This window comes from Streptomyces sp. NBC_00885 (assembly GCF_045207475.1).
Classification (GTDB): domain Bacteria; phylum Actinomycetota; class Actinomycetes; order Streptomycetales; family Streptomycetaceae; genus Streptomyces.
The window spans coordinates 6,733,736-6,758,761 of the sequence record NZ_CP108796.1 but is presented as its reverse complement, the minus strand read 5'-3'; the positions used below and the strand labels follow the sequence as shown (position 1 = coordinate 6,758,761).

Genomic DNA, 25,026 nt, shown 5'->3' with positions numbered 1-25,026 from the left:
TGCCGGCGACCCAGTGATTCCTGTCGTCGGTCGTAGGGGGATCAGCCGTGAGGGCTGCTGGTAAGGGGATCACTGCTCGATAGCCTCAGGAACGTGACTCCGACCTAGGTGGGCTTGGAGGGAGGCACTAAGGTCCGCAATCAAGACCTCGTTGCCACTTTTCACGGCCGCCTCTAGCTGTTGATTCTTGTGATTGCAGTAGATGCAATTCCAGCGTGTTGCGTGTTCTTCCATGAGTCAGTCCAAGTGGGGATTGAGGTCAGCCCGGAACAGCTCAGAGGGCTTCACCTTGGCTCCCTGACGGGCCTTCACCTCCGGACAAACGGCTTGCCCACAGGAGCATGGAGGCCAGCCCCGGCCATGTTGGCCCGTCGGGGCAGGGCGCTTCCGCTTCGGCAGGAGCGGCCGTTCGTCCTCAGTCCGGCTCATGATGCTGTCCTTCGGTCTCTGTCACCGTGTGTGTCCCACCGTGGACCCAACGCGAGTAACCTGACCAGTGGTTTGCGTCCCGACCTGCTGTTTGGTCAGCCCGTCATATGCCAAGACTTCTGACCAGTGGGGATGCGGTGCCAGTCGTGGGCGACCAGAGACATGGTCAGGGGGGATCTAATGCTCTTAGAACACAACTCCGAGGACTCCATGAGTCCGCGTCAGCTCTTCGCCGACGAGCTAAAGAGCGCCAGACAGCTCTATGTAAGTGGTCTCGGCGGGCCCCTAAGCCAGACTGAGCTAGCCAGGAAAGCTCGGACCTCCAAGAGCACAATCAGCCGCCTTGAGAACACTGCGGGTCCAATCCCGCCCGAACTACCAGCACTTTTCGATCAGATCTTTAAGACGGATGGCCGGTTCAAGCGGCTGTATGAGGAGACGGCCGCCCAGTCCTTCCCTGAGCTGTACCGGCGTCGGATGGCGTTTGAGCGGGCAGCCGTTTCGGTGTGGGAGTGGTCCCCCACCATCGTGCCGGGCCTGCTTCAGACAGGGGGCTACGCGCGCACCCTTCTGCGGGCTGGCGATCCTCGGGCCAGCGAACAGGAGATCGCGGCACAGGTGGGGGCGCGTCTCGCCCGTCAGGACATCCTCAGGGGGTCGGCTCCTCCCGATGTTAGGGCCGTCCTCTGTGAGTCGGTGATCAAGCGCCGGATTGCACCAGCCGACGTGATGCGGGATCAGTTAGCCGCGCTCCTGGCGTACGGCGAGGGCCGTACGACCCGGATTCAGGTCCTTCCGCTAGATGCGGAGGCCCACCTACTCATTGATGGCCCCACGTCTTTCCTGACCGGACCAAATCACGTGACGATGGTCTGTGTTGAGGCATACCGTACGGCCTCGATCATTGAGGATCCGGAGCACGTTCGTAAGGCAGCGCGAGCCTACGATGACCTCACGGGCGAGGCACTATCAGCACGGGATAGCGCGGACCTCATCAGAGACCAGATGGAGACACTGTGAACACGATCCCGCCCCTTCAGTGGGTGAAGTCCTCATACAGCAGTCCTGAAGGAGGCAACTGCCTTGAGTGGGCTCCCTCCGTCGCTGCCGCCTCGGGTCTGGTGCCCGTCCGTGACAGCAAGAACCCCGAGGGCCCGGCCCTCACCTTCCCCGCCGATGAGTGGACTCACTTCGTCACCTTCGCCAAGGGGCAGATCGTCTGAGCCCCTACACTGGCAATTGGCGGCCCTCCTCATGTACCCCTTGAGGAGGGCCGTCGTCGTGTCTGCCGGGCGCAGCAATGCGGAGGTCTGTGTCTACGCTCGGAGTGTGAGCGACGAGACGATCCCTGAGCCGACGGAGGCGCACCCGTGGCGCCCTCAGGACGGGCCGGAGCCAAAGATCACGGTGTGGCCGAAGGGCGACCGTCCAGCGCTCAGCGTGTGGTCACACGGGCGGTGGCGGTACGCGGTGGTGGAGGCCCGACAGGACTGGTCTGACGGCAGGGTCTTCTATCGAGTGTCCGTGGACCTGAGCGGGGACACCTCGGTGACGTCTCGGCTGTACCAGTGGCCGCAGCCGGGCCTACGGGTGTCACACGGCAGCCGCTCGGCGCCCGTTCGTCACTGAGCAAGTGCAGCCCGACGGCCCTCCCTTGTATCCCAAGGGAGGGCCGTCGTCGTATCGGCGGGGCCTCTTGGCCCTGGTGTTGGCGCTTCGCAAGCTCTGTGGTGTGCACGCCCTCTGACCTGCGTCATACCGTTGTCATACAGGCTTGCGTGGCGCCCGGTACCGGGCCCGCATGTCGGGGATCGTGCCACGCGGGGTCACCCCCTGATCCCAGGCGTGTCGCAAGCAGTGCGCTGCCCAGCCAAGTGCCCATCGGGTCGCCTCAGATGTTGTGCGGCCCGTCTCAAGCAGGGTGGCTAGATCATCGGCCAGGGTTCCGGTGTCGGTTCGTACAGACAGCACCTTGGGCACACCCTTGGTCCGTGCATCCTGGGGAGTTCGATCGGTGGGCACTGAGCTCATCAGTCTTCCTCGCCTTCCGCCGTCGCAAGGATGTGGTGGATGTCGTCCAGAGCTTCCTCTGACAGCATCGGAGCCCGTGAAAGCCAGTACTCAAGCCATTCACTGTTTGTCATAGTTGCAGGTCAACCGCCCCACGATGAGGTACCAGTTTCTTCACAGAGGAGAGTGCACGTCTTCGACTGCTTCTCCTGCGCCATTCACCGCATGGCGCCCATCTGTGAGCACTGCCGGGTCCAGATCATCGGGCAGGGCGTCGAGGTCGAGGGCCACTGGTACTGCGGCGGGCACTGCGCCCGCGCGGAGGGGAGGGCGGGCATCGTCGACAAGGTCTGACCCGGCTGCGCCCCGGTCGCTGAGCACCCTGCCGCGGCTCGACGTGCTCCGGTCCCCGCGACGGCGGCGTTCGCGGGCCCGGGCGGGACCCCCGCTCCGGGCCCCGGCGCCGCAGCGGGTACGGTCGAAGCCGTGTACCGCTTCCTGTTGTCCCGCCAGTGGGTGATCCTCACCCTCATCGGCCTCGTACTCATCCCCACGATGATCGAGCTGGGCTTCTGGCAGCTCCACCGGCATCAGCACCGGGTCGCGCAGAACACACTCATCGCGAAGAACCTCCGGGCAAAGCCCGTCCCCGTGACCGAGCTCACCTCCCCCGGACACAGGGTCCCGAGCGCCGACTACTGGCGCCGGGTCACCGCCACCGGCACCTTCGACACCGCGCACGAAGTCGTCGTACGCCGCCGCACCTCCGCCGACGAACGCATCGGCTTCCATATCCTGACCCCGCTGGTCCTCGCCGACGGCCGGGCGGTCCTGATCAACCGCGGCTGGATCCCGACCGCGGCCGACCAGAAGGCCTTCCCCTCCGTGCCGCCCGCCCCCAAGGGGACGGTGACCGTGACCGGCCGGCTCAAGGCCGACGAGACGACGAAGGCCAGCGGCATCAAGGACCTCGCCGGTCTGCCGCCCCGCCAGATCATGCTGATCAGCAGCGCGCAGCAGGCGAAGGCGCTGGGCCGCACCGTGCTCGGCGGCTATCTGGAGCAGACCGCGCCCGAGCCCGCGGGCAGCAGCCCGGAACTGATCCCGGACCCCGACCACGACTCCATCGGCTCGCACATGGCGTACGCCGTCCAGTGGTGGCTGTTCACCGCGTCGATACCCGTCGGCTGGGTGATTCTCGTACGCCGCGAGAAGCGCGACCGCGAGGCCGCCGCGGCACAAACCGCACCGGAGCCGGCCCCCGCGAACGCCTGACCGCGGCCCCGGCCCGGCTGCGCGCCTGCTTAATCACCGCGCTGGGCGGGAACACGCGAATGCGTGACGCTACGCATCGAGGACTACGCCCTCATCGGCGATCTCCAGACCGCCGCGCTGGTGGGCAACAACGGCTCCATCGACTGGCTCTGCCTGCCCCGCTTCGACTCCGGGGCCGCGTTCGCCGCGCTGCTCGGGAACAAGGACAACGGCCACTGGACGCTCGCGCCCAAGGGCGCGGGTCCCTGCACCCGCCGCAGCTACATCGGGGAATCGCTCGTCCTGGAGTCGGTGTGGGAGACACGGACCGGCACGGTCAAGGTCATCGACTTCATGCCGCAGCGCGACACGTCTCCCGATGTCGTCCGCATCGTCGAGGGCGTCAGCGGCTCCGTCGAGATGAGCGGCACGCTGCGGCTGCGCTTCGACTACGGCTCCGTGGTGCCGTGGATGCGGCGGACGGACGGTCACCATCTGGCGGTCGCGGGCCCCGACTCCGTCTGGGTGCGCAGCGAGCCGGACGTCAAGACCTGGGGGCAGGAGTTCAGCACCCGCACGTCGTTCACGGTCGGCGAGGGTGAGTCGGTGGCGTTCGTCATGACCTGGCATCCCTCGAACGAGCCGCGGCCGACGCTCGTCGATCCGTACGACGCGCTGGGCAGCACCCTGGACGACTGGGCCGAATGGTCCCGGCGCTGCCGCACCGGAGGTCAGTACCGCGAGGCCGTGATCCGCTCGCTCATCACGCTGCGGGCGCTGACCTACGCCCCGACCGGCGGGATCGTCGCCGCGCCCACCACCTCCCTGCCGGAGGAGCTCGGCGGCGTACGCAACTGGGACTACCGCTACTGCTGGCTGCGGGATGCCACCCTCACGCTGGGCGCGCTGGTGATGGCGGGCTACCAGGAGGAAGCCGGGGCCTGGCGCGACTGGCTGCTGCGGGCGGTGGCCGGAGACCCGGCGGATCTGCAGATCATGTACGGGCTGTCAGGAGAGCGCCGGCTGCCCGAGACGGAGCTGGAGTGGCTGAGCGGCTACGCGGGCTCCGCGCCGGTCCGCACGGGCAACGAGGCGGTCAAGCAGCTGCAGCTCGATGTGTACGGAGAAGTGCTCGACGCCCTCTTCGTGGCCCGGGAGGCGGGTCTGCCCGCGGAGCAGCACGCCTGGGAGCTGCAGCTCAGCCTGCTCGGCTTCCTGGAGTCCAAGTGGCGCGAGCCGGACGAGGGGCTGTGGGAAGTACGGGGCCCCCGGCGCCACTTCGTGCACTCCAAGGTGATGGCGTGGGTGGCGGCGGACCGTGCCGTGCGCACGCTGGAGAGGCATCGCTCGCTGCACGGCGACGCGGACCGGTGGCGCGCGATGCGCGACGAGGTGCACCGGCAGGTGTGCGAGAAGGGGTTCGACCCGGTACGGAACACCTTCACGCAGTCCTACGGCTCCGTCGAACTCGACGCGGCGGCGCTGCTGATTCCGCGGGTCGGCTTTCTGCCGCCGGACGATCCGAGAGTGATCGGGACCGTGGACGCGGTGCGCGAGGAGCTCGGGACGGGCGGTCTCGTACGCCGCTACAGCACCGACAGCCGGACGGTGGACGGGCTGCCCGGGGGCGAAGGAGCGTTTCTGGCCTGCTCGTTCTGGCTGGTCGACGCGTTGCGGCTGACGGGGCGGGTGAAGGAGGCGCGGGAGCTGTTCGAGCGACTGCTCGCGCTGCGCAACGACGTCGGGCTGCTGGCCGAGGAGTACGACCCCGTGGCCGGCCGGCAGGTCGGGAACTTCCCGCAGGCATTCAGCCATATCGGGCTGGTCGTCTCGGCCCTCGCGCTGGCCGGGGAGGACACGGCAGGATAGGCCCATGGATCTTGGACTGAAGGACCGCGTCTATGTCGTCACCGGTGCGTCGCGGGGGCTGGGGAACGCGTCGGCGCGGGCGCTCGTGGCCGACGGCGCGAAGGTCGTCATCACCGGCCGCGACAAGCAGTCGGTCGCGGACGCGGCGGCCGAGCTGGGCCCGAACGCCATCGGCATCGCCGCGGACAATGCCGACCCGGCGGGCGCGGAACGCCTTCTCGCCGCGGCCCGGGCACACTTCGGGCGCTTCGACGGCATCCTGATCAGCGTGGGCGGCCCGGCACCGGGCTTCGCCGCGGACAACACGGACGAGCAGTGGCTCACGGCGTTCGAGGCGGTGTTCCTGGGCGCGGTACGGCTGGCCCGCACGGCGGCCGCGGCGCTGGACGAGGGCGGCGTGATCGGCTTCGTCCTGTCCGCCTCCGTCCACGAACCGATCCCCGGCCTGACGATTTCCAACGGCCTCCGCCCGGGCCTCGCGGGCTTCGCGAAGTCCCTGGCGGACGAACTGGGCCCCCAGGGCATCCGGGTCGTCGGCCTGCTCCCCTCACGCATCGACACGGACCGCGTCCGCGAACTCGACGCCTTGTCGGGCGACGCGGAGGCGGCCCGCACGTCGAACGAGTCCCGCATCCCGCTGCGCCGCTACGGCACGCCGGAGGAGTTCGGCAACACGGCGGCGTTCCTGCTGTCACCGGCGGCGTCGTACCTGACGGGCGTCATGCTCCCAGTGGACGGCGGCGCGCGGCGCGGCTTCTGACGGTCCGCGGGCGGGCGGTGCCCCGCGCTCCGGGCGGGAGGGCCCGCGTCAGCTCACCCGCTCCGCACCGTGCTTCGCCGCCCTCAGCCGTACTTCCGCCGGCAGCACCTCCAGCCCCGCCGAGTCCCTCGCGTGCCCCACCGCCTCCTCCGTCAGCCGCTGCAGCGACTCTCCGGGGGACGCGTGCGGCTCCAGCAGCAGCGCGACCCGCGCCGACGGTGTGCTGCGGCGGCCCGTCAGGGTGACGTGGGCGCGGGACACGCCCTCCAGGGACTCCGCCTCGCTCTCCAGGACGCCCTCAAGCGCCCGCCCCCGCAGCAGCGCGCCCTCCCCGTCGCCGCTGTCCACGAGCACCTCCGCCAGCCGGGCGCGCCGCAGTTGGGCGATCAGCCACCACAGGGCGAGCAGCACGAGCACCGCGAGCGCGGCGATGACCGCGGGCCACCACCAGCCCTCGTCACGCCAGCGGTAGCGGTCCGCTCTGCTCAGCAGTACGTCGTTCGGCCCGTCCCAGGGCCACCAGGACGGCACCGCCCAACCGGCCCCCGCCGCAAGCACCCCGCCGCCCACGCACAGCAGCACCAGACCCGCCAGAGCGAGCAGTACGCGATTGACGACCCCGAGCATCCGTCCTCACCTCTTCTTCGCCGACGGCCGGGCGACATGCACGGTCAGAGCCGGCGGCCGGGCGAGGCCGAGTTCCTTGATGCCGCCGGCCAGCGCCAGGTCCAGATCCGCCCGTACGTCGTCGAGCTCACGGAAGTGCGAAAGGGCCCGCACGGAAACCTTGGTGCGCCGCATCCGGACCCGTACGGACTGCACCCCGGAGATCTCCATCGCCCGGTCCCGCAGTACCAGCGCCGCGGCGTCCCGGTCGAGCCCCGCCCGTACGGAGGCGGCGTCGCGCCGCATCGGCAGCAGCGCCCGCAGTCCGGGCGTGACGGCGATGACGATGAGGCAGAGGCCGAGGACCATCGCGGCCACCGCGACGGCCAGCACCCCCAGCTCGTCCAGCCGCCATTTCCCGAGGTCCGCCGCGAATACCCGGCGCCAGTGCATGGCGGGCCGGTCGGCCCGTACCGCCGCGATGTCGTACAGCAGCAGTCCCGCGCCACCGAGCACCACGAGGGCCACGAGTCCGGCCGGAATCCTGCGCTCGGACCAGAAGCGCCTTGCCCTGCCTCCGTCGCCCTCGGCCTGCCCGGAGGAGTGATAGGCCGCAGCCGACGCCGACTGGTCCAGTTCGAGTACGGGCCTTGCGGGCTCGCTCATCGGATCCTCCCCTGTGCCGCCCTGCGCGAGTGCACCGAGTGCAGCCGCTCGACCAGCACCGCGACCTCGGGCACATCCATCCCCGCCAACGCCTTTACCCGCTGTACGACTCGGTGACGCACGGCCCCGCACTGACCGCCGATGTCGGAGGGATAGCCGAGCTCCAGACTGACCCGGACCCGGGCCATGTCATGGTGCACGGTGACCGTGGCCCGGGGCGCCGTGCTGCCCTCCGGTACGACGTCGAGCGCTTCCCGCGCCGCCTGCGCGGCGATCTTCGCGACGACCCGGTCGGCGATCGCGGTCGCCCCGCGCTCCGCGGCTTCGACGCGGTCGGCGGCCACCGCGACTCACCGCCGCCGGTCGCCGCGCTCGCGACCGCGGAAGAAGTCGCCGGGTTCGAGGTCGCCGTCCAGGAACCGGCCTGCCACGAAGCCGACCGCCCCCAGTGCGGCCACCAGCAGAAAGGCACCGAACCCGCCGAAGTATCCGGCGAAGCCGAGTGCCATGCCGGCAATCATGCCGGCCACAGCCATGCTCATCGTGGGCTCCTCTACTGGAGACGCTGCTCCGGCTCTTCCTCTTCCTCATCGGGCAGCTTCACATCGCTGACCGCGATATTGACCTCGACGACCTCGAGTCCCGTCATGCGTTCCACCGCGGCGATGACGTTCTCGCGGACCGCGCGGGCGACTTCGGTGATGGAGACGCCGTAGTCGACGACGATCTCCAGGTCGAGGGCCGTCTGCACCTCGCCGACCTCGGCCTTCACACCGCGGGTGGCGCTGGACTTGCTGGTGCCGGGAACCCGGTCGCGGACAGCGCCGAAGGTGCGGGAGATGCCGCTGCCCATCGCATGGACTCCGAGGACATCGCGGGCGGCGAGTCCGGCGATCTTCTCGACGACGCCGTCGGCGATGGTGGTACGACCACGGGACGCGGGATCGCCGCCGCCGCGCTTGGTCGTGGACGTTCTCCTGGCTTCGTCGCCCGAGCCCGACGGTTCGTTGGGGTTCTCGGGCCGGTTCCGCTGAGCGGTGTCGGTCATCGCCGTGCATCCTTTCCGGGCGGGTTGGACTCCGTTGTCCACATTAAGTGCGCTTGCCCACTCTCGCGCCGGGGATGCGGCACGCTGGAGCAATGACCACCGCTGATGCAGTACGGCGACGGCTCGGGCTCGGCAGGCTGCTTCCGCTGGGCGGGGCCGCGGACGGGGCATGGCTGGCGGAACAGGCGGCCGACGCGGTGCTCCGGCGCGCCGCGGCCGAGGTGCCCGGGGTGGTTCCGGGCAGGCTGAGACTGGCGCTCGCGGATCCCGACGCGGCGGGCCTGCCCTCCGTACCGCCGCCGCCGAGCGCGCTGCCGCCGGGGCCGCTGCGTATCGAGGCGGATTTCGCGGCGGTGGCCTGGGAGCCGCTCCCGGTGACGGCGTCCCTGCTGCGTGCGGCGCTGTTCACTGCCGCGGCGGACCTGCTGGATCTGAGGGTCGCGGAAGTGGATCTGCGGGTGACGGACGTACTGGACGCCGCTCCGGAACCCCCGCAGGCCGCTCCCCCACCCGGGGTACAGCCCGCCGCCCCGAAGGATCCGGCGGGTTGGGCCACGTCCGGGGTCCCGGGAGTGGCCCATCTGACGGCGACCCTGGGTACGGCTGTGCATCTCGCCCCGGACCATGTCCGTGTCGAGGTGGCGACGGCGAGGGGTCACCGCCCGCTGGAGGTGGTCCGGGCGGTCCGCGAGGTGGTGACGGCCGCGCTCACGGACGGCCGCCCGGTGTCGGTGCTGGTCACGGCCGTGGAGGCGTGACCGGGGCCGCGCCCACGGCGGACCGTGAGCGGGCCGGGCGGACCGGCGGATCAGTCGCCGATGCCGGCCAGATCGCGCAGCCGGCGCGCCTGCGCCGCCCGCTCGGCGGTGCGCTGTTCCGCGTAGGAGCGGCCGCTCACACCCTGCAGCAGTGCCTTGGTCTCGATCACCGCATCCCGAGGCGCGGCGACCAGTGCCGCCGCCAGGTCGCCGACCGCGCTGTCGAGCTCGTCACCGGGCACGACAAGGTTGGCCAGGCCGGTGCGCTCGGCTTCGTCGGCGTGGACGAAGCGGCCGGTGGCGCAGATCTCCAGCGCGCGGGCATAGCCGACGAGCGAGACGAGCGGGTGCGTGCCCGTGAGGTCGGGGACGAGCCCGAGGCTGGTCTCGCGCATGGCGAACTGCACGTCCTGCGCGACGACCCGGAGGTCGCAGGCGAGGGCGAGCTGGAATCCGGCACCGATCGCATGACCCTGGACGGCCGCAATGGTGACGATGTCACTGCGGCGCCACCAGGTGAACGCCTCCTGGTACTCGGCGATGACCGCGTCGAGCTCCGCGTCGGAGCCGCGTGCGAGGTCGAGGAAGGACGGCTCGCCGTCGAAGCCCTCGGGCGTGAACGCCTGCCGGTCGAGCCCCGCGGAGAAGGACTTGCCCTCGCCGCGCAGCACCACGACCCGCACGTCGCCCGGCAATGACCGACCCGCCTGCGCCAACGCCCGCCACAGAGCGGGAGATTGGGCGTTGCGCTTGTCCGGGTTGGTCAGGGTCACCGTGGCAACCGCGTCCTCGACGGTGAGCCGTACGCCGTCCTTGTCGAGCACAGAGTCGAGCGAAGTCATGGGGCGCCTCCGGTTCGGGTGCAGTCACTGCATACGAAGTTAAGTGACTGCACAGTAACCACCCGGCCGACCCTGCGACCGACCGGGTGGCCACCGTGGAAACCGGTGGACCGGAGGAGCCTCGACGGTCAGGCCGAAGCTTTCTTGCCTCGCGTCGCTCCGCCGCGTCCCCGCAGCGTGACTCCGGACTCACTGAGCATCCGGTGGACGAATCCGTAGGAGCGGCCGGTCTCTTCGGCCAACGCCCGGATGCTCGCACCGGAGTCGTACTTCTTCTTCAGGTCTGCCGCGAGCTTGTCGCGCGCGGCGCCGGTTACCCGGCTGCCCTTCTTCAGAGTCTCGGCCACCCGTGCCTCCTCATGGGAAGTGCGCTCTGGACTCTCATGATCACCCCTCGGGGCCTTCCTGGCCACCCATTCGGCAAGGTCCGTACGACAAGCTTTGGTGTCAGGTAAGCGGCCGACACGAGCGGAATCCCCAATTCCGCGTGCGGCTGTCCGCACGTCCGCACGGATTCCCCGCAGAAGTCGCAGGTCAGCGCCGCGCAAGCGGGACGGGCGGGGAAGAGCACCGGACGGTGCTGATCCGCTCGGTGCCACGCCGGGGTACGAGACGTTCTCACTCAGATGATGGATCACGCGTAGGCCGAATGATCCATACGGAGTGGATCAGAGCCGGCCGGACCGCAAAAGGCCGGTCCGGCGCGCCTGAGGCACCGGTCCGGGACCGGTCAGGCCAGCGCCACCAGGTCCGCGTAGTCCGCGCCCCAGAGGTCCTCGACGCCGTCCGGCAGCAGGATGATGCGCTCGGGCTCCAGCGCCTCGACCGCTCCCTCGTCGTGCGTGACGAGGATGACCGCGCCCTTGTAGGTGCGCAGCGCGCCGAGGATCTCCTCGCGGCTGGCCGGGTCGAGGTTGTTGGTCGGCTCGTCCAGGAGCAGGACGTTCGCGGACGATACGACCAGGGTGGCCAGCGCCAGACGGGTCTTCTCACCGCCGGAGAGCACACCGGCCGGCTTGTCGACGTCGTCGCCGGAGAACAGGAACGAGCCCAGCGTCTTGCGCACCTGGACCAGATCGAGGTCCGGCGCGGAGGAGCGCATGTTCTCCAGAACCGTGCGCTCCGGGTCCAGCGTCTCGTGCTCCTGGGCGTAGTAGCCGAGCTTGAGGCCGTGGCCGGGGGTGACCGCTCCGGTGTCCGGGGTCTCCACGCCCGCGAGCAGCCGCAGCAGCGTCGTCTTGCCCGCGCCGTTGAGGCCGAGGATGACGACCCGGGAGCCCTTGTCGATCGCGAGGTCCACATCGGTGAAGATCTCGAGGGAGCCGTACGACTTGGACAGGCCCTCGGCGGTCAGCGGGGTCTTGCCACAGGGTGCGGGCTCCGGGAAGCGCAGCTTGGCGACCTTGTCGGAGACGCGGACCTCGTCGAGCCCCGCGAGCAACCGCTCGGCCCTCTTGGCCATGTTCTGCGCGGCAACCGTCTTGGTGGCCTTGGCGCGCATCTTGTCGGCCTGGGAGTTGAGGGCCGCCGCCTTCTTCTCGGCGTTCTGCCGCTCACGCTTGCGGCGCTTCTCGTCGGCCTCGCGCTGCTGCTGGTAAAGCTTCCAGCCCATGTTGTAGACGTCGATCGTGGATCGGTTGGCGTCCAGGTAGAAGACCTTGTTGACGACCGTCTCGACGAGGTCGACATCGTGGGAGATGACGATGAAGCCGCCGCGGTAGGTCTTGAGGTAGTCGCGCAGCCAGACGATCGAGTCGGCGTCGAGGTGGTTGGTGGGCTCGTCGAGCAACAGGGTGTCGGCGTCCGAGAAGAGGATGCGCGCGAGCTCGACGCGGCGGCGCTGACCACCGGAGAGCGTATGGAGCGGCTGGCCGAGGACCCGGTCGGGCAGGCCGAGCGCGGCGGCGATGGTGGCGGCCTCGGCCTCGGCGGCGTAACCGCCCTTGGTGAGGAACTCCGTCTCCAAGCGCTCGTACTTCTTCATCGCCTTCTCGCGGGTGGCGCCCTTGCCGTTCGCCATCCGGTCCTCGTTCTCGCGCATCTTCTTCAGTACGGAGTCGAGGTCACGGGCCGAGAGGATGCGGTCGCTGGCGAGGGTGTCGAGGTCGCCGGTGCGCGGGTCCTGCGGGAGATAGCCGACCTCGCCGGAGCGGGCGATGGCGCCGGCCGCGGGGATGCCTTCGCCCGCAAGGCATTTGGTGAGGGTGGTCTTGCCCGCTCCGTTGCGGCCTACCAGGCCGATGCGATCACCTTTGGCGATACGGAAGGAAGCGGACTCGATGAGAACGCGTGCGCCGGCGCGCAGCTCGATGCCGGAAGCGGTGATCACGGAAAGACTCCAGGGCGGTATGGACGGCGGAAGGGACGGGCGCGCGAGCTTCGACGCCGCCTAATGCGCAAGGAGAATTGCCATACGGGCCAGTCTACCGGGGCCCTGCAAGTGGTTTTGCGCCGGCTTTCGCCGCTGCGGCCCCAGAGACAGAAGGGGCGGACTGCGACGGCTTCGCCAACGGCGACATGGCCCGGTGCAACGCCTGCGGCCGACTGTCAGTGGCGACTGCAAGACTGAGATGCAGATCACATTTCCACCGTCGAGCCTGAGGAGTGATCGAGATGACTCAGTCACCAAGTATCTGTCCGACGTTGAGGTACGCCGACGCGAAGGCCGCGATCAAACAGCTCACCGAGGCCTTCGGCTTCACCGAGCACGCGGTGTACGAGGACGAGGCGGGCGCCGTGGTGCATGCCGAACTGACCTTCGGCAACGGCATGGTGATGCTGGGCAGCAAGGGCACCGGCAGCGAGTTCGACAAGCTGATGGAGGGCGGCGGGCCGATGGGGGTGTTCGTCCATGTCGACGACGTCGACGCGCACCACAGCCGGGCCGTGGAGCACGGCGCGGACGTCGTGATGCCGCCGACCGACCAGGACTACGGGGCGCGGGACTACATGGCGCGGGACATCGAGGGCAATGTGTGGAGCTTCGGGACGTACGCGCCGGGGGCGGAGGGGGCATAGCCCCGCCCCCGACGCACGGCTACGCGCCGCCGGTGTGGACCTGGAACGCCGCCCGGCGTACGGCCTTCGCGAGGGCCGGATCGGGGTGCGCGGCGGCCAGGGCGACCAGGACCTGCACCGTGCGGGGGTGGCCCCCGGCCCGGACCTCGTCGAGCAGCGAGGGGACCGTGCCCTGGACCGCGGAGTCGAGATGGCGCAGCAGCAGCTGGGGCTCGCCGTGGTCGGCGACGGCCGCCGCGGTGTCCACCCAGAGCCAGGTCGCTTCCTCGCGGGTGAGGACGTCGGCGGCGTCCTCGGGGTCCGCGCCCTCGTGCTCGGCGAGCCAGAGCAGGACGTAGGGGCGCAGCGAGGGCTCGTCGGCGGCGGCGCGGACCTCGGCCTCGGCGGGGGCGCCGACGACACGCAGCGCCTCGAAGGCCAGGCCGCGCAGCAGGGCGTCCTCTCCGCGTGCGACGCCCAGGAGTTCGGTGACGGCGCTGGAGACGGTGCGGGCGGCGAGCCAGGCGCGGTACTCGGCGCGGGCAGGGCCGGGGGTGAGGCGGGCGCAGCCGCGCAGCATGTCCCCGGCGGACTGTTCGATATTGCCCGCCGGACTCTGGGCGGCGACGCAGATCTGCTCCAGCTTGACCCAGACCGCCCAGTTGCCGAGCGGGGTCAGGGTGGCCGAGCGGCCCGTGTCGAGCGTGAGCGCGCCGACGGCCGACAGCCCTTCCAGGGCCCAGTCGAGCAGGAGGGAGACGGGTACGGGAGAACCGGCGTCGGAGTCGGGCTCGGAATCGGGCTCGGGGACGGGTTCAGGGAAGGGTTCGGAGTCCGACCCGCGGTCGGCGTCGGCGCCGGAGTGCTCGGGCTGCGGGCCGTAGGGGACTTCGCAGCGCTCCTCGCGCAGTTCGGCGACCCGCTGCTGAAGCAGATCGAGCAGCACCCCTACGAGCACGGGGCCGGCCGACAGCTGGAGGAGGGAAAGGACCTGGGGCACGGCCTCGACGACCTCGGCCACCGCCGTGGGGGCGACGTCCTCGGGCGCCGGGTGGACCAGCGACCAGGCGTCGAAGAGTGCGACCCAGCCGCGCAGTACGGCCATGTCGTCGCGGTCCCAGGCGTGCAGCCGCCAGCCGGGGCGGGCCGTGTCGCCGTGCAGCTCGACGAGTCCGGCCAGTCGGGCACGGTCCCAGCCGGCGCGCACCTGGAGCGGGGTCAACTCCAGTGCGACGGCGGCCCGTTCCTGGGTCCGCCCGGTGAGCTGGGCGGTGCTGGGGTCCCTCTCGACCGCCGCCCAGCGGGCGATGCGGACGGCGTCGGCGAGGACTGTCCTGGCCTGTCGGGCCAGTTCCGAGGGGACAGGGGTGCCCTCGGGAGGCCGGGGTGCCGGCCTGGTACCCCGGGTCGTCACGGCCCGCCGTGCGGTGGCCAGCGATCGCGGGCGGACAAGACGGAGTCTGGAGTTGCGCGCCAATTGCTCTTCAGGCTTTCGGGACGTCACGGGGAGCAGTCTTCCCGCTGACAGCCCGAAAGCCCAAACGGAACCTCTTCGGTTCGTTGAGCGGCCCTCCCGGCAGGGTCGTCTCAAGGGGCCGCCGGACACCTCCGAGGGACGGCAGGGCGCTACATCAGGGGGGTGAGGAAACGGCGCAGGGCCTCTTCGTAGCGTTCCGGGTCCGCATTCCACATGGCGGCGTGCGGCGCGTTCCGCACGGTGTGCAGGCTGACCAGTTCGGGGCGGCGTGCGGCGAGTTCGCGGGAGAGCTGCCAGGAGGCGAGGGCGTCGTCGGGGCCGTGGAAGATCAGGGTCGGCACCCGCATGGCCTGGGGATCGGCGGCTTCGAGCAGCCGGTCGCCGTGCAGTCCCGTCCTGCCCTGGGCCGCCCTGACGGCGAGCGGCAGCAGGGGCGCGGGTGTGCCGCGGGCGGCGGCCAGGCTGCGCAGCGTGGCTTCCCAGTCGAGGACCGGGGAGTCCAGGACGAGGCCCCTGATCCGGTCGCGCAGGGCCGAGTTGGCGGCGGCGTGCAGGGCCATGGACGCGCCGGTGGACCAGCCGTGCACGATGACGCGCTCGGCGCCCTGGCTCACGGCGTAGCGGATGGCCGCGTCCAGGTCGCGCCACTCGGAGTCGCCGAGGTGCCCGAGCCCGTCGGGCGGCGGGGGTGCGCCGGGGTCTCCGCGGTAGCCGAGGTTGAGCACCGGGAAACGCAGGGTGTGCAGGAACGGCAGGAGGTTCAGCGGATGTTCCCGGGTCGCGCCCAGGCCGTGCACCGTGATGACCCAGGTCTCGCGGGGACCCGGCACGAACCAGGCGGGCAGCGTGCCGAGTTCGCCGGGTATGTCGACGTCCTTGTGGTCGAGCCCGAGTGCGCCGGCCGGGTCGCCGTCGTAGACCCGCGGGGTGAGCCGGACCTTGGTGCCGGGCTCGAGGCTGCCGTGGCTGACCCGCTCCAGCCGGCGTACGACGGTGTCGGCGCGGCGCGGCACCTCGTCGAGTACGGCCCCGATGACGGCGTGGACGTCCTCGCCCTCGATTCCGTACCGGCCGGGGCGCTGGGTGGCGAGGCTGCGGGTGAGCGTCACATGACCGGCGGCCGTGGAGTGCACGGTGAGCCGCGGGTCGCCGGGCAGCGGGCGTCCCGGCGTTGTCTTGAGCGCGGCGTCGCTTGCGTAGCGGCCGGCCGCTATCACGGCCGCGCCGACGCCGATCAGTGTGGTGACGGCTGCTGCCGTCGCGGTAAGCGGGCGCACCGTTCCAGTGTCGGCACCCGCGTGCCGCCCTGCCAGCGGAGGGAGCCGTCGGTGTCAGGGGGTGTCCGGTTGCCCGTAACTGCGGAGCTTCTCGGAGGCCTCACTCAGCTGGGAGCTCGTCAGGAGGGTGGGCGCGTGTCCGGGCACAGACGCGGCGGTCAGCCAGAGGCGGCACATCCACTCCAGCTGGGCGGTGCGGTCGTAGGCCTGGTCGAGGGAGTCCGCGTAGGCGACGGTTCCGTGGTTCTGCAGGAGGCAGGCGGTGCGTTCGTGCAGGGCTCGGAGCATGTTCCGGGCCAGTTCCTCGGTTCCGTACAGGGCGTACTCCGCGACACGGACGGGCCCGCCCATGGCCCCGGCCATGTAGTGGATGAGCGGGAGTTCGGGGACGAGGGTGGAGACGGCGGTGGCGTGTACGGCATGGGTGTGGACCACGGCGCCGGCGGATGTGTTGCGGTAGAGCTCCAGGTGCAGGGGCAGCTCGCTGGTGGGGGCGAGGTCGCCGAGGACCTGATTGCCGTCGAGGTCGACGGCGACGGCGTCCTCGCGGGTGAGCCGGTCGTAGGGGACTCCGCTCGGGGTGACCAGGACGAGCGACCCGACCCGTACCGAGACATTGCCCGACGTGCCCACCACGAGGCCCTCCGCAGCCGTACGGCGGGCCGTGGCCACGAGGTCCTGCCACGCCCGCTCGATCGCGTCCTGCCGTACCTGGTCGGTCATGCGGCGATCCTGTCAGGCGGGGCCGGATGCCACAGGGACGGACGGGTGACGGAGATCACGCAAATCGTCTTGAAAGCCGTATTTCAGCGGCGCTGCCGCCACCCCGACAAGCAGAGTGACAAATCCTCACTTCAGAACACCACGACGCCCCCCCTAGTTCATCTTCCGTTCATCCAGGTTAAATACGTTCACCGCGCCACTGACGTCAAGAGATTGCCTGGGTAAATGGAACACATCACGCTGCTGCTAGCGATCGTGATCGCGACAGCTCTCGTGTTCGATTTCACAAACGGTTTCCACGACACCGCCAACGCGATGGCGACGACCATCTCGACCGGCGCCCTGAAGCCCAAGACGGCGGTGGCCATGTCCGCCGTGCTCAATCTTGCCGGTGCGTTCCTGTCGGTCGAGGTCGCCAAGACGATCTCCAGCGGCATCGTCACCGAGTCCGGCATCACTCCGGAAGTGATCTTCGCGGCGCTCGTCGGCGCCATCCTGTGGAACCTGATGACCTGGCTGATCGGTCTGCCGTCCAGCTCCTCGCACGCCCTGATGGGCGGACTGATCGGCGCCACGGTCGCCTCGGTCGGCATCGGCGGCGTCAACGGCGGCACCGTCGTCACCAAGGTCCTGATCCCCGCGATCGCCGCCCCCCTGGTGGCCGGCATCGCCGCCTTCCTGGCCTCCCGGCTGACGTACAAGATCGGCAAGAACGCCGACGGGAAGGCCACCGCGAAGGGCTACCGCGCCGGCCAGATCACCTCGGCGGGCCTCGTCTCGCTGGCCCACGGCACCAACGACGCCCAGAAGACGATGGGCATCATCACGCTGGCGCTCATCGCCGGCGGCGTGCTCTCGCCCGGCTCCAACCCCCCGATGTGGGTCATCCTCTCCGCCGGTCTCGCGATCGCGATGGGCACCTACCTCGGCGGCTGGCGCATCATCCGCACCATGGGCAAGGGCCTGACGGACCTTCAGCCGCAGCAGGGCTTCGCCGCCCAGACCAGTGCCGCCAGCGTCATCCTCGCCTCCTCCAACCTCGGCTTCTCGCTGTCGACGACGCACTCCTGCTCCGGCGCCGTGATGGGCGCGGGCCTGGGCCGCAAGGGCGGCGTGGTCCGCTGGTCCACCGCCACCCGGATGTTCGTCGCCTGGGGCCTGACGCTGCCCGCCGCCGCTCTGGTCGCCGCGGGCTCGGAGTTCGTGACCAAGCAGGGCGACTGGGGCGTCGCGGTCGTCGCGGCCTTCCTGATCGGCGCCTGCGCCGCGATCTGGTTCGTCTCCCGCCGCCAGGTGGTCGACCACACCAACGTCAATGACACGGACGCCGAACCCGCGGGCGTCGTGACCGCCGCCATCGCGGCCGTCACCCCGCCGCCGGCGGGCACGCCCGCGCAGGACATCAAGTCGACCATCCCGGCTCCGGCCCCCGCGAGCGGCTCAGAGCCGACGCGTCCGGCCACGGTGTAAGGACAGATCAGCATGAAAATCGACTGGGCAGCACTCGGCTCCGTCTTCGGCGTGAGCCTCGTCGCCACCGTCGCCCTGGTGGGTCTGTTCACCCTGGGCGTGGTGGGCCTGACCAAGCAGGAGTCGGCGGCCACGAGCGGCGGCTCCGCGGTTCTGGCGCGCACCGGGGCGTACGCGTGCTTCGCGCTCTGCGCGGCTGCCGTGGCGTACGGGATCTATCTGATCGTCACCTGACAGCCGTTTCGGATACGTCGGGTCCGGGCCGGGTCACCCCATCGGGTGACCCGGCTCGCGTGTGTGCCCCAACACACTCTTCCCGTGCAGGTCAAAGGCCAGTTGACGCCCGTTCTCGCAGCGTGGTGGACTGCCGGGGCCATCTACGGCGGCAGAAGAGGAAGCCGGTGCGAATCCGGCGCGGTCCCGCCACTGTCACGGGGGAACACTCCCCCGGAAGCCAGGAACTCTCACCGCCGGTCACGTCGAACCAGGGCGCGGACACCCTGAGTGAGGACATATCGCCATGCGCGGCTGCGGTTCGGTTCCTGCGGTGAGTACGAGGTTCCAACGAGGCGGAACGACGGCCTGATTCCATGCGTGCCGACCGCCGATTCGTGTACGGCGCCACCGCCGGCCTGGCCGGTGACCTGCTTCTGGGCGATCCCCGCCGAGGGCATCCGGTCGCCGCGTTCGGGCGGGCCGCGGGTGGTGTCGAGCGTGTGCTGTGGCGTGATCACCGGGGGTGGGGCGCGCTGCACACCGCGGTGTGCGCCGGAGGCGCCGCCGCTGCCGCCGCACTGCTGAGCCATGGAGTACGGGGCCGCTCGGCCGCGTCCTTCACACTGACCGCAGCCGCCACCTGGGCCGTCGTCGGCGGCACCTCGCTGGGCCGGGAGGCACGCGCCATCGGTGGCGCGCTGGCCGCCGGGGACGTGGAGGTGGCCAGGGAACGGCTGCCGCATCTGTGCGGGCGCGATCCGCAGGCCCTGGACGAGCAGCAGATCGCGCGAGCGGTCGTCGAATCCGTCGCCGAGAACACCTCGGACGCCGTGGTGGGCGCGCTGGTCTGGGGGGCGCTCGCCGGTGTGCCGGGGCTGGTCGGCTTCCGGGCGGTCAACACCCTGGACGCGATGGTCGGCCACAAGTCGCCCCGCTACCGGCGGTTCGGCTGGGCCTCGGCCCGGCTCGACGACGTCGCGGGCTGGCCGGGCGCCCGGCTCACCGCGGCGCTGGCGGTGCTCGCGGGCGGGGACGCGCGCGGAGCCGCCCGGGCCTGGCGGGACGACGCGAAGAAACATCCGAGCCCCAACGCGGGCCCGGTGGAGGCGGCTTTCGCCGGTGCGCTCGGCGTACGGCTCGGCGGAACGCTCTCCTACGCCGGACGCGTCGAGCACCGTCCCGTACTCAACGGTGACGGCCGCCCTGTCCAGTTCGGCGACATCGAACGTGCCGTGCGGCTCTCGCGCCGCGTCGGCTGGCTGACACTCGCGACCTGCGCGGCAGGGCGCCTCGCGGGGCATGCGCTGCGTGCACGGCGCGCGGGAAAGGGGCGGGGATGATCGGGCACAGGGGCGGCGGACTGCTGGTCGCGGGAACCACGTCCGACGCGGGCAAGAGCGTCGTGACGGCAGGGATCTGCCGCTGGCTGGTGCGGCAGGGGGTGAAGGTCGCGCCCTTCAAAGGGCAGAACATGTCGCTCAACTCGTTCGTGACGCGCGAGGGCGCGGAGATCGGACGGGCGCAGGCCATGCAGGCGCAGGCGGCCCGTGTGGAGCCGAGCGCGCTGATGAACCCGGTGCTGCTCAAGCCCGGCAGCGACCGTTCCAGTCAGGTCGTGCTGATGGGCAGGCCGGTGGGTGAACTCAGCGCCCGCGGGTTCTTCGGGGGGGCTGGGGGGTCGTCCCCCGGGAAAACGCTGTACGGCGGGCGGCAGGAGTCCCTGTTCGGGACCGTCGTGGAGTGCCTGGAGGAGCTGCGGGGCACGTATGAAGCCGTGATCTGCGAGGGGGCGGGCAGTCCGGCCGAGATCAATCTGCGGCGTACGGACATCGTGAACATGGGCATCGCACGGGCCGCGCGCCTGCCGGTGCTCGTGGTCGGAGACATCGACCGCGGCGGCGTCTTCGCCTCTTTCTTCGGTACGACCGCACTGCTCGCCCCCGAGGACCAGGCACTGATCGCGGGCTATCTGGTCAATAAGTTCCGGGGCGATGTGACGCTCCTCGAACCCGGCCTGGAGATGCTGTACGGACTGACCGGGCGGCACACCTATGGCGTGCTGCCCTTCGCGCACGGTCTCGGCATCGACGAGGAGGACGGGCTGCGGGTCTCGCTGCGCGGCGCGGTACGGGAGTCGATGGTCGCGCCGCCCGTCGGCGAGGACGTGCTGCGCGTGGCCGTGTGCGCCGTACCGCTGATGTCGAACTTCACGGACGTGGACGCGCTCGCCGCCGAACCCGGCGTCGTCGTGCGCTTCGTGGACCGGGCCGAGGAGCTCGTCGACGCCGATCTGGTGGTCGTGCCGGGCACGAGGGGCACGATCAAGGCGCTTGCGTGGCTGCGCGAGCGCGGGCTCGCGGACGCTCTGGCGCGCCGGGCCGCCGAGGGGCGGCCGGTGCTCGGCATCTGCGGCGGCTTCCAGCTCCTGGGCGAGCACATCGAGGACGAGGTGGAGTCGCGCGCGGGCGCCGTAGACGGGCTCGGGCTGCTGCCGGTACGGGTGCGGTTCGCCCGGGACAAGACCCTCGCGCGGCCCGTGGGCACGGCGCTCGGCGAGAGCGTCGAGGGGTACGAGATCCATCACGGGGTCGCCGAAGTGCTGGGCGGAGAGGCGTTCATCTCTGATGACAGTGGACACAGCCTGGACGGCTGCCGGGTCGGGTCGGTGTGGGGCACGCACTGGCACGGCTCGCTGGAGAGCGACCGCTTCAGGCGCGCCTTTCTGCGGGAGGTGGCAGCAGCCTCGGGACGGCGTTTCGTACCGGCGCCGGACACCAGCTTCGGCGCGCTGCGCGAGGAGCAGCTGGAACGCCTCGGCGATCTGATCGAAGAACACGCGGACACGGACGCGCTGTTGAGGCTCATCGAGTCGGGCGCTCCGTCGGGACTGCCCTTCATTCCACCGGGAGCGCCATGAGCACCGTGCTGTTGCTGTCCACCGCCGACACCGATCTGCTGGCGGCCCGGGCCTCCGGGGCGCCTTACCGGATCGGCAACCCCACCCGTGTCGACGTGACCGAGGAACTGCCCGCGCTGATCGAGGGCGCCGACATCGCCGTAGTACGTCTTCTCGGCGGGAAGCGGGCCTGGGAGGACGGTCTCGCCGCGCTGAAGGCGGCCCGGATTGCGACGGTGCTGCTCGGCGGCGAGACGGTGCCGGACGCGGAGTTGATGGCCGAGTCGTCGGTGCCCGCGGGTGTGGTGGCCGAGGCGCTGCGCTATCTGGTCGAGGGCGGTCCGGACAACCTCGTCGAACTGGCCCGCTTCCTGTCCGACACCGTGCTGCTGACGGGCCATGGCTTCGCCGAGCCGCAGAAGATGCCCGAGTGGGGCGTGCACGGCACGCGCGCGTACATCGAGAGCCGGCCGACCGTGGGCGTGCTCTTCTACCGGGCCCACCAGCTCTCGGGGAACACCGCCTTCGTCGACACGCTCTGCGACCGCATCGAGGCTCGGGGCGCCAACGCCCTGCCCGTGTACTGCGGTTCGCTGCGCGGCGCCGACCCCGGTCTGTACGAGCTGCTCGGCAGGGCCGACACGCTGATCGCCACCGTGCTCGCCGCCGGCGGCACGCGCGCGAGCGACGCCAGTGCGGGCGGCGACGACGAGGCCTGGGACATCGGGGCGCTCGCCGAGCTCGACATCCCTGTGCTCCAGGGTCTGTGCCTGACGTCCTCGCGGGCGCTCTGGGAGGCGTCGGACGCGGCGCTGTCCCCGATGGACGCGGCGATGCAGGTGGCGATCCCGGAGTTCGACGGGCGGCTGATCACGGTCCCGTTCTCTTTCAAGGAACAGGGGCCCGACGATGTGCCGGTGTACGTCGCCGACCCGGAGCGGGCCGGGAGGGTCGCCGGAATCGCCGTGCGCCACGCGGAGTTGAAGCACAAGCCGAACGCGCAGAAGCGGCTTGCGCTGGTGTTCACCGCCTACCCGACCAAGCACTCACGCGTCGGCAACGCGGTGGGCCTGGACACCCCGGCCTCGGCGGTGCGGGTCCTGGACGCCCTGCGCGATGCCGGCTACTCCGTCGAAGGCCACCCGGACAACGGCGACGAGCTGATCCACCGGCTCATCAACGCCGGTGGCCACGACGTCGAGTGGCTGACCGAGGAGCAGTTGGCCGCCGCCCCCGCGCGCGTGCCGCTCGCCGACTACCGGGCCTGGTTCGACACCGTGGATCCCGGGCTGCGCGAGGCGATGCTGGAGCACTGGGGCGAGCCGCCGGGCTCGCTCTATGTCGACGGCGACGACATCGTGCTGGCCTCGCTCCGGTTCGGGAACGTCGTGGTCATGATCCAGCCGCCGCGCGGCTTCGGCGAGAACCCGATCGCGATCTACCACGACCCGGACATGCCGCCCTCGCACCACTACCTGGCGGCGTACCGCTGGCTGGAGGCCGCGGCATCGGAGGGGGGCTTCGGCGCGGACGCGATCGTGCACATGGGCAAGCACGGCACCCTGGAATGGCTGCCGGGCAAGGGCCTCGGCCTGTCGGCGGGCTGCGGCCCGGACGCCGTGCTCGGCGAACTGCCGCTGATCTACCCCTTCATCGTCAACGACCCGGGCGAGGGCACCCAGGCCAAGCGCCGCGGCCACGCCACCGTCGTGGACCATCTCGTGCCGCCGATGGCGCGCGCGGACACCTACGGCGATCTGGCGAAGCTCGAACAGCTCCTCGACGAGTACGCGCTCGTGTCCGATCTCGATCCGGCGAAGGCCCCCGCCGTACGGGCACAGATCTGGACGCTCGTGAAGGCCGCCGAGCTCCACCACGACCTGCATGTCGACGAACAGCCGGACGACGGCGACTTCGACGAGTTCGTCATGCACATCGACGGCTACCTCTGCGAGATCAAGGACGTCCAGATCAGGGACGGCCTGCACATCCTGGGCGGCGGACCGGAGTCTCAGGCCCGGGTCAATCTCGTCCTGGCCGTGCTGCGCGCCTCGCAGGTGTGGGGCGGGCAGGCGGGCGCCCTGCCGGGGCTGCGGGCCGCGCTCGCCGAGCACTTCGGGCTCGTCGAGAAGGATCTGCTCGCCGAGCCGGGCGCGCCGGTCAAGGTCCCGGTGGAGCTGACCGCGCTGGTCGGGGGTCCGGCCCGGACCGGCGCCGACGCGATCGATCTGCTGGAGCAGCTGTGCCGGCGGCTCGCCGAGGGCATGGAGGAGCGCGCCTGGTGCACCGACGACTGCGCGGCTCTGGTGCACGACACGCTCGGCACCGAACTTCCCGCCGCCGTCGCCGTACTGGGCTTCGCCTGCGAGGAGGTCGTGCCGCGCCTCGCCCGTACGACCGACGAGATCGGCAACATCCTGCGGGCCCTGAACGGCGGCTATGTGCCCGCGGGCCCCTCCGGCTCGCCGACGCGCGGCCTCGTCAACGTCCTGCCGACCGGGCGCAACTTCTACTCCGTCGACCCCAAGGCGATCCCGTCCCGGCTGTCCTGGGAGGTCGGCCAGGCGCTCGCCGACTCACTGGTGGCGCGCTACCTGACGGACACCGGCGCCTACCCCAAGTCGGTGGGCCTGACGGTGTGGGGCACCTCGGCGATGCGCACCCAGGGCGACGACATCGCCGAGATCCTGGCGCTGCTCGGCTGCCGCCCGGTCTGGGACGACGCGTCCCGGCGTGTGACGGGCTTCGAGGTGGTGCCGCTGCAGGAGCTCGCGCGGCCGCGCATCGATGTGACGGTGCGCATCTCCGGCTTCTTCCGGGACGCCTTCCCTCATGTGGTGGGGCTGCTCGACGACGCCGTACGGGCGGTGGCCGAGCTGGACGAACCGGCCGACTCCAACTACGTACGGGCGCACGCGGACGAGGACACTGCCCTGCACGGGGACCGGCGGCGGGCCACCGCGCGGATCTTCGGCTCCAAGCCCGGGGCGTACGGAGCAGGTCTGCTGCCACTGATCGACGCACGCAACTGGCGCTCCGACGCGGACCTCGCGGAGGTGTACGCGGTGTGGGGCGGATACGCGTACGGGCGCGGGCTGAACGGGCGTGCGGCGCGCGGGGACATGGAGACGGCGTTCCGCAGGATCGCGGTCGCCGCGAAGAACGTGGACACGCGGGAGCACGACCTCGTCGACGCGGACGACTACTTCCAGTACCACGGCGGGATGGTCGCGATGGTGCGCCATCTGACGGGTGAGTCGCCCGAGGCGTACGTGGGCGACTCGGCGGTCCCGGACCAGATCAGGACGCGCACCCTGGGCGAGGAGACGCACCGCGTGTTCCGGGCGCGGGTGGTCAACCCGCGCTGGATGGCGGCGATGCGGCGGCACGGCTACAAGGGCGCGTTCGAGATGGCCGCGACGGTGGACTATCTGTTCGGGTACGACGCGACGGCGGGTGTCGTCGACGACTGGATGTACGAGAAGTTGTCGGCGGAGTACGTCTTCGATCCGGAGAACCGGGAGTTCATGCAGAAGTCCAATCCCTGGGCGCTGCGGGGGATCACGGAAAGGCTGCTGGAGGCGGCGGACCGGGGGCTGTGGGCGGAACCGGACGAGGGGACGCTGGAGCGGCTGCGGGCGACGTACCTGGAGCTCGAGGGCGAGCTGGAGGGGGACGCGTGAAGGTCTTTCCCGCCCCCGGCCCCGCCGCTTCCCCCCAATCAAGCC

24 protein-coding genes and 1 riboswitch are annotated in these 25,026 nt (G+C 70.7%); of the genes, 13 read left to right on the top strand and 11 right to left on the bottom strand.

Going from position 1 to position 25,026, the window contains the following annotated elements; translation table 11 throughout:
• The first annotated feature begins 639 nt into the window (after positions 1-639).
• From OHA61_RS30640 to OHA61_RS30615, 6 genes are all read left to right on the top strand, one after another.
• A complete protein-coding gene (locus OHA61_RS30640; RefSeq protein ID WP_406305751.1) occupies positions 640-1,449 on the top strand; it encodes a Scr1 family TA system antitoxin-like transcriptional regulator in 810 nt (269 codons plus the stop codon).
• Positions 1,446-1,652, top strand: a complete 207-nt coding sequence (locus OHA61_RS30635; protein ID WP_406305750.1) for a DUF397 domain-containing protein — start codon at positions 1,446-1,448, stop codon at positions 1,650-1,652. The genes OHA61_RS30640 and OHA61_RS30635 overlap by 4 nt, the downstream gene beginning before the upstream one ends.
• A gap of 919 nt (positions 1,653-2,571) precedes the next feature.
• Complete coding sequence (locus tag OHA61_RS30630; RefSeq protein ID WP_406307534.1) at positions 2,572-2,793, top strand: hypothetical protein; 222 nt, start codon at positions 2,572-2,574, stop codon at positions 2,791-2,793.
• A gap of 132 nt (positions 2,794-2,925) precedes the next feature.
• Entirely contained in the window at positions 2,926-3,714 is a 789-nt protein-coding gene (locus OHA61_RS30625; RefSeq protein WP_406305749.1) for an SURF1 family protein, read from the top strand.
• 63 nt (positions 3,715-3,777) lie between these two features.
• On the top strand, positions 3,778-5,562 hold the full coding sequence (locus tag OHA61_RS30620; protein WP_406305747.1) for a glycoside hydrolase family 15 protein: 1,785 nt from the start codon (positions 3,778-3,780) through the stop codon (positions 5,560-5,562).
• 4 nt (positions 5,563-5,566) lie between these two features.
• Positions 5,567-6,322 carry an SDR family oxidoreductase gene (locus tag OHA61_RS30615; RefSeq protein ID WP_406305746.1) on the top strand — a complete coding sequence of 252 codons (756 nt, stop codon included), beginning with the start codon at positions 5,567-5,569 and terminating at the stop codon, positions 6,320-6,322.
• Positions 6,323-6,370: 48 nt separating this feature from the next.
• Here OHA61_RS30615 and amaP read toward each other — a convergent pair whose 3' ends face one another.
• Genes amaP through OHA61_RS30590 form a run of 5 tightly spaced genes read right to left on the bottom strand, consistent with a single transcriptional unit; the run spans position 6,371 to position 8,642 of the window.
• Complete coding sequence (amaP, locus tag OHA61_RS30610) at positions 6,371-6,949, bottom strand: alkaline shock response membrane anchor protein AmaP (RefSeq protein ID WP_361914007.1); 579 nt, start codon at positions 6,947-6,949, stop codon at positions 6,371-6,373.
• Between the two features lie 6 nt (positions 6,950-6,955).
• Positions 6,956-7,594, bottom strand: coding sequence for a DUF6286 domain-containing protein (locus OHA61_RS30605; protein ID WP_406305745.1), 639 nt, complete (start codon positions 7,592-7,594; stop codon positions 6,956-6,958).
• Positions 7,591-7,938 (bottom strand): hypothetical protein, encoded by a 348-nt coding sequence (locus OHA61_RS30600; protein ID WP_266477811.1) that lies wholly within the window; start codon positions 7,936-7,938, stop codon positions 7,591-7,593. Before OHA61_RS30600 ends, OHA61_RS30605 begins: the two co-directional genes overlap by 4 nt.
• 6 nt (positions 7,939-7,944) lie before the next feature.
• Positions 7,945-8,136: a hypothetical protein gene (locus tag OHA61_RS30595; protein WP_266477809.1), complete on the bottom strand. Its 192-nt coding sequence runs from the start codon at positions 8,134-8,136 to the stop codon at positions 7,945-7,947.
• An 11-nt stretch (positions 8,137-8,147) separates the two neighbouring features.
• Positions 8,148-8,642 carry an Asp23/Gls24 family envelope stress response protein gene (locus tag OHA61_RS30590; RefSeq protein WP_406305744.1) on the bottom strand — a complete coding sequence of 165 codons (495 nt, stop codon included), beginning with the start codon at positions 8,640-8,642 and terminating at the stop codon, positions 8,148-8,150.
• 92 nt (positions 8,643-8,734) lie between these two features.
• Between OHA61_RS30590 and OHA61_RS30585 the strand changes: the two genes are divergently transcribed.
• A complete protein-coding gene (locus tag OHA61_RS30585) occupies positions 8,735-9,400 on the top strand; it encodes a hypothetical protein (protein WP_406305743.1) in 666 nt (221 codons plus the stop codon).
• Between the two features lie 50 nt (positions 9,401-9,450).
• On the opposite strand, the gene OHA61_RS30580 is transcribed toward OHA61_RS30585, so the two are convergent.
• From OHA61_RS30580 to OHA61_RS30570, 3 genes are all read right to left on the bottom strand, one after another.
• Complete coding sequence (locus OHA61_RS30580) at positions 9,451-10,242, bottom strand: enoyl-CoA hydratase/isomerase family protein (RefSeq protein ID WP_406305742.1); 792 nt, start codon at positions 10,240-10,242, stop codon at positions 9,451-9,453.
• Positions 10,243-10,370: 128 nt separating this feature from the next.
• Positions 10,371-10,589 (bottom strand): helix-turn-helix domain-containing protein, encoded by a 219-nt coding sequence (locus OHA61_RS30575; RefSeq protein ID WP_019060653.1) that lies wholly within the window; start codon positions 10,587-10,589, stop codon positions 10,371-10,373.
• A gap of 383 nt (positions 10,590-10,972) precedes the next feature.
• Positions 10,973-12,571 carry an ABC-F family ATP-binding cassette domain-containing protein gene (locus OHA61_RS30570; protein ID WP_406305741.1) on the bottom strand — a complete coding sequence of 533 codons (1,599 nt, stop codon included), beginning with the start codon at positions 12,569-12,571 and terminating at the stop codon, positions 10,973-10,975.
• Between the two features lie 284 nt (positions 12,572-12,855).
• Between OHA61_RS30570 and OHA61_RS30565 the strand changes: the two genes are divergently transcribed.
• Positions 12,856-13,260, top strand: coding sequence for a VOC family protein (locus OHA61_RS30565; RefSeq protein ID WP_406305740.1), 405 nt, complete (start codon positions 12,856-12,858; stop codon positions 13,258-13,260).
• A gap of 19 nt (positions 13,261-13,279) precedes the next feature.
• Here the strand turns inward: OHA61_RS30565 and OHA61_RS30560 are convergent, their stop codons facing one another.
• The 3 genes from OHA61_RS30560 to OHA61_RS30550 form a co-directional block, all read right to left on the bottom strand.
• On the bottom strand, positions 13,280-14,743 hold the full coding sequence (locus OHA61_RS30560) for a hypothetical protein (protein ID WP_406305739.1): 1,464 nt from the start codon (positions 14,741-14,743) through the stop codon (positions 13,280-13,282).
• 122 nt (positions 14,744-14,865) lie between these two features.
• Positions 14,866-15,993 (bottom strand): alpha/beta hydrolase, encoded by a 1,128-nt coding sequence (locus tag OHA61_RS30555; protein WP_406305738.1) that lies wholly within the window; start codon positions 15,991-15,993, stop codon positions 14,866-14,868.
• A gap of 54 nt (positions 15,994-16,047) precedes the next feature.
• A complete protein-coding gene (locus OHA61_RS30550) occupies positions 16,048-16,716 on the bottom strand; it encodes a class II aldolase/adducin family protein (RefSeq protein ID WP_406305737.1) in 669 nt (222 codons plus the stop codon).
• A 225-nt stretch (positions 16,717-16,941) separates the two neighbouring features.
• Between OHA61_RS30550 and OHA61_RS30545 the strand changes: the two genes are divergently transcribed.
• The 5 genes from OHA61_RS30545 to cobN all read left to right on the top strand — a co-directional run bounded on the left by OHA61_RS30545 (position 16,942) and on the right by cobN (position 24,981).
• Positions 16,942-18,186: an anion permease gene (locus OHA61_RS30545; protein ID WP_406305736.1), complete on the top strand. Its 1,245-nt coding sequence runs from the start codon at positions 16,942-16,944 to the stop codon at positions 18,184-18,186.
• Between the two features lie 12 nt (positions 18,187-18,198).
• Positions 18,199-18,420 carry a hypothetical protein gene (locus OHA61_RS30540; protein WP_266477759.1) on the top strand — a complete coding sequence of 74 codons (222 nt, stop codon included), beginning with the start codon at positions 18,199-18,201 and terminating at the stop codon, positions 18,418-18,420.
• Between the two features lie 108 nt (positions 18,421-18,528).
• Positions 18,529-18,671, top strand: a riboswitch (cobalamin riboswitch).
• A gap of 105 nt (positions 18,672-18,776) precedes the next feature.
• Positions 18,777-19,742 (top strand): cobalamin biosynthesis protein, encoded by a 966-nt coding sequence (locus tag OHA61_RS30535; RefSeq protein ID WP_406305735.1) that lies wholly within the window; start codon positions 18,777-18,779, stop codon positions 19,740-19,742.
• Entirely contained in the window at positions 19,739-21,319 is a 1,581-nt protein-coding gene (locus OHA61_RS30530) for a cobyric acid synthase (protein WP_406305734.1), read from the top strand. Before OHA61_RS30535 ends, OHA61_RS30530 begins: the two co-directional genes overlap by 4 nt.
• Positions 21,316-24,981, top strand: a complete 3,666-nt coding sequence (gene cobN / locus OHA61_RS30525; protein WP_406305733.1) for a cobaltochelatase subunit CobN — start codon at positions 21,316-21,318, stop codon at positions 24,979-24,981. The genes OHA61_RS30530 and cobN overlap by 4 nt, the downstream gene beginning before the upstream one ends.
• Positions 24,982-25,026 lie beyond the last annotated feature (45 nt).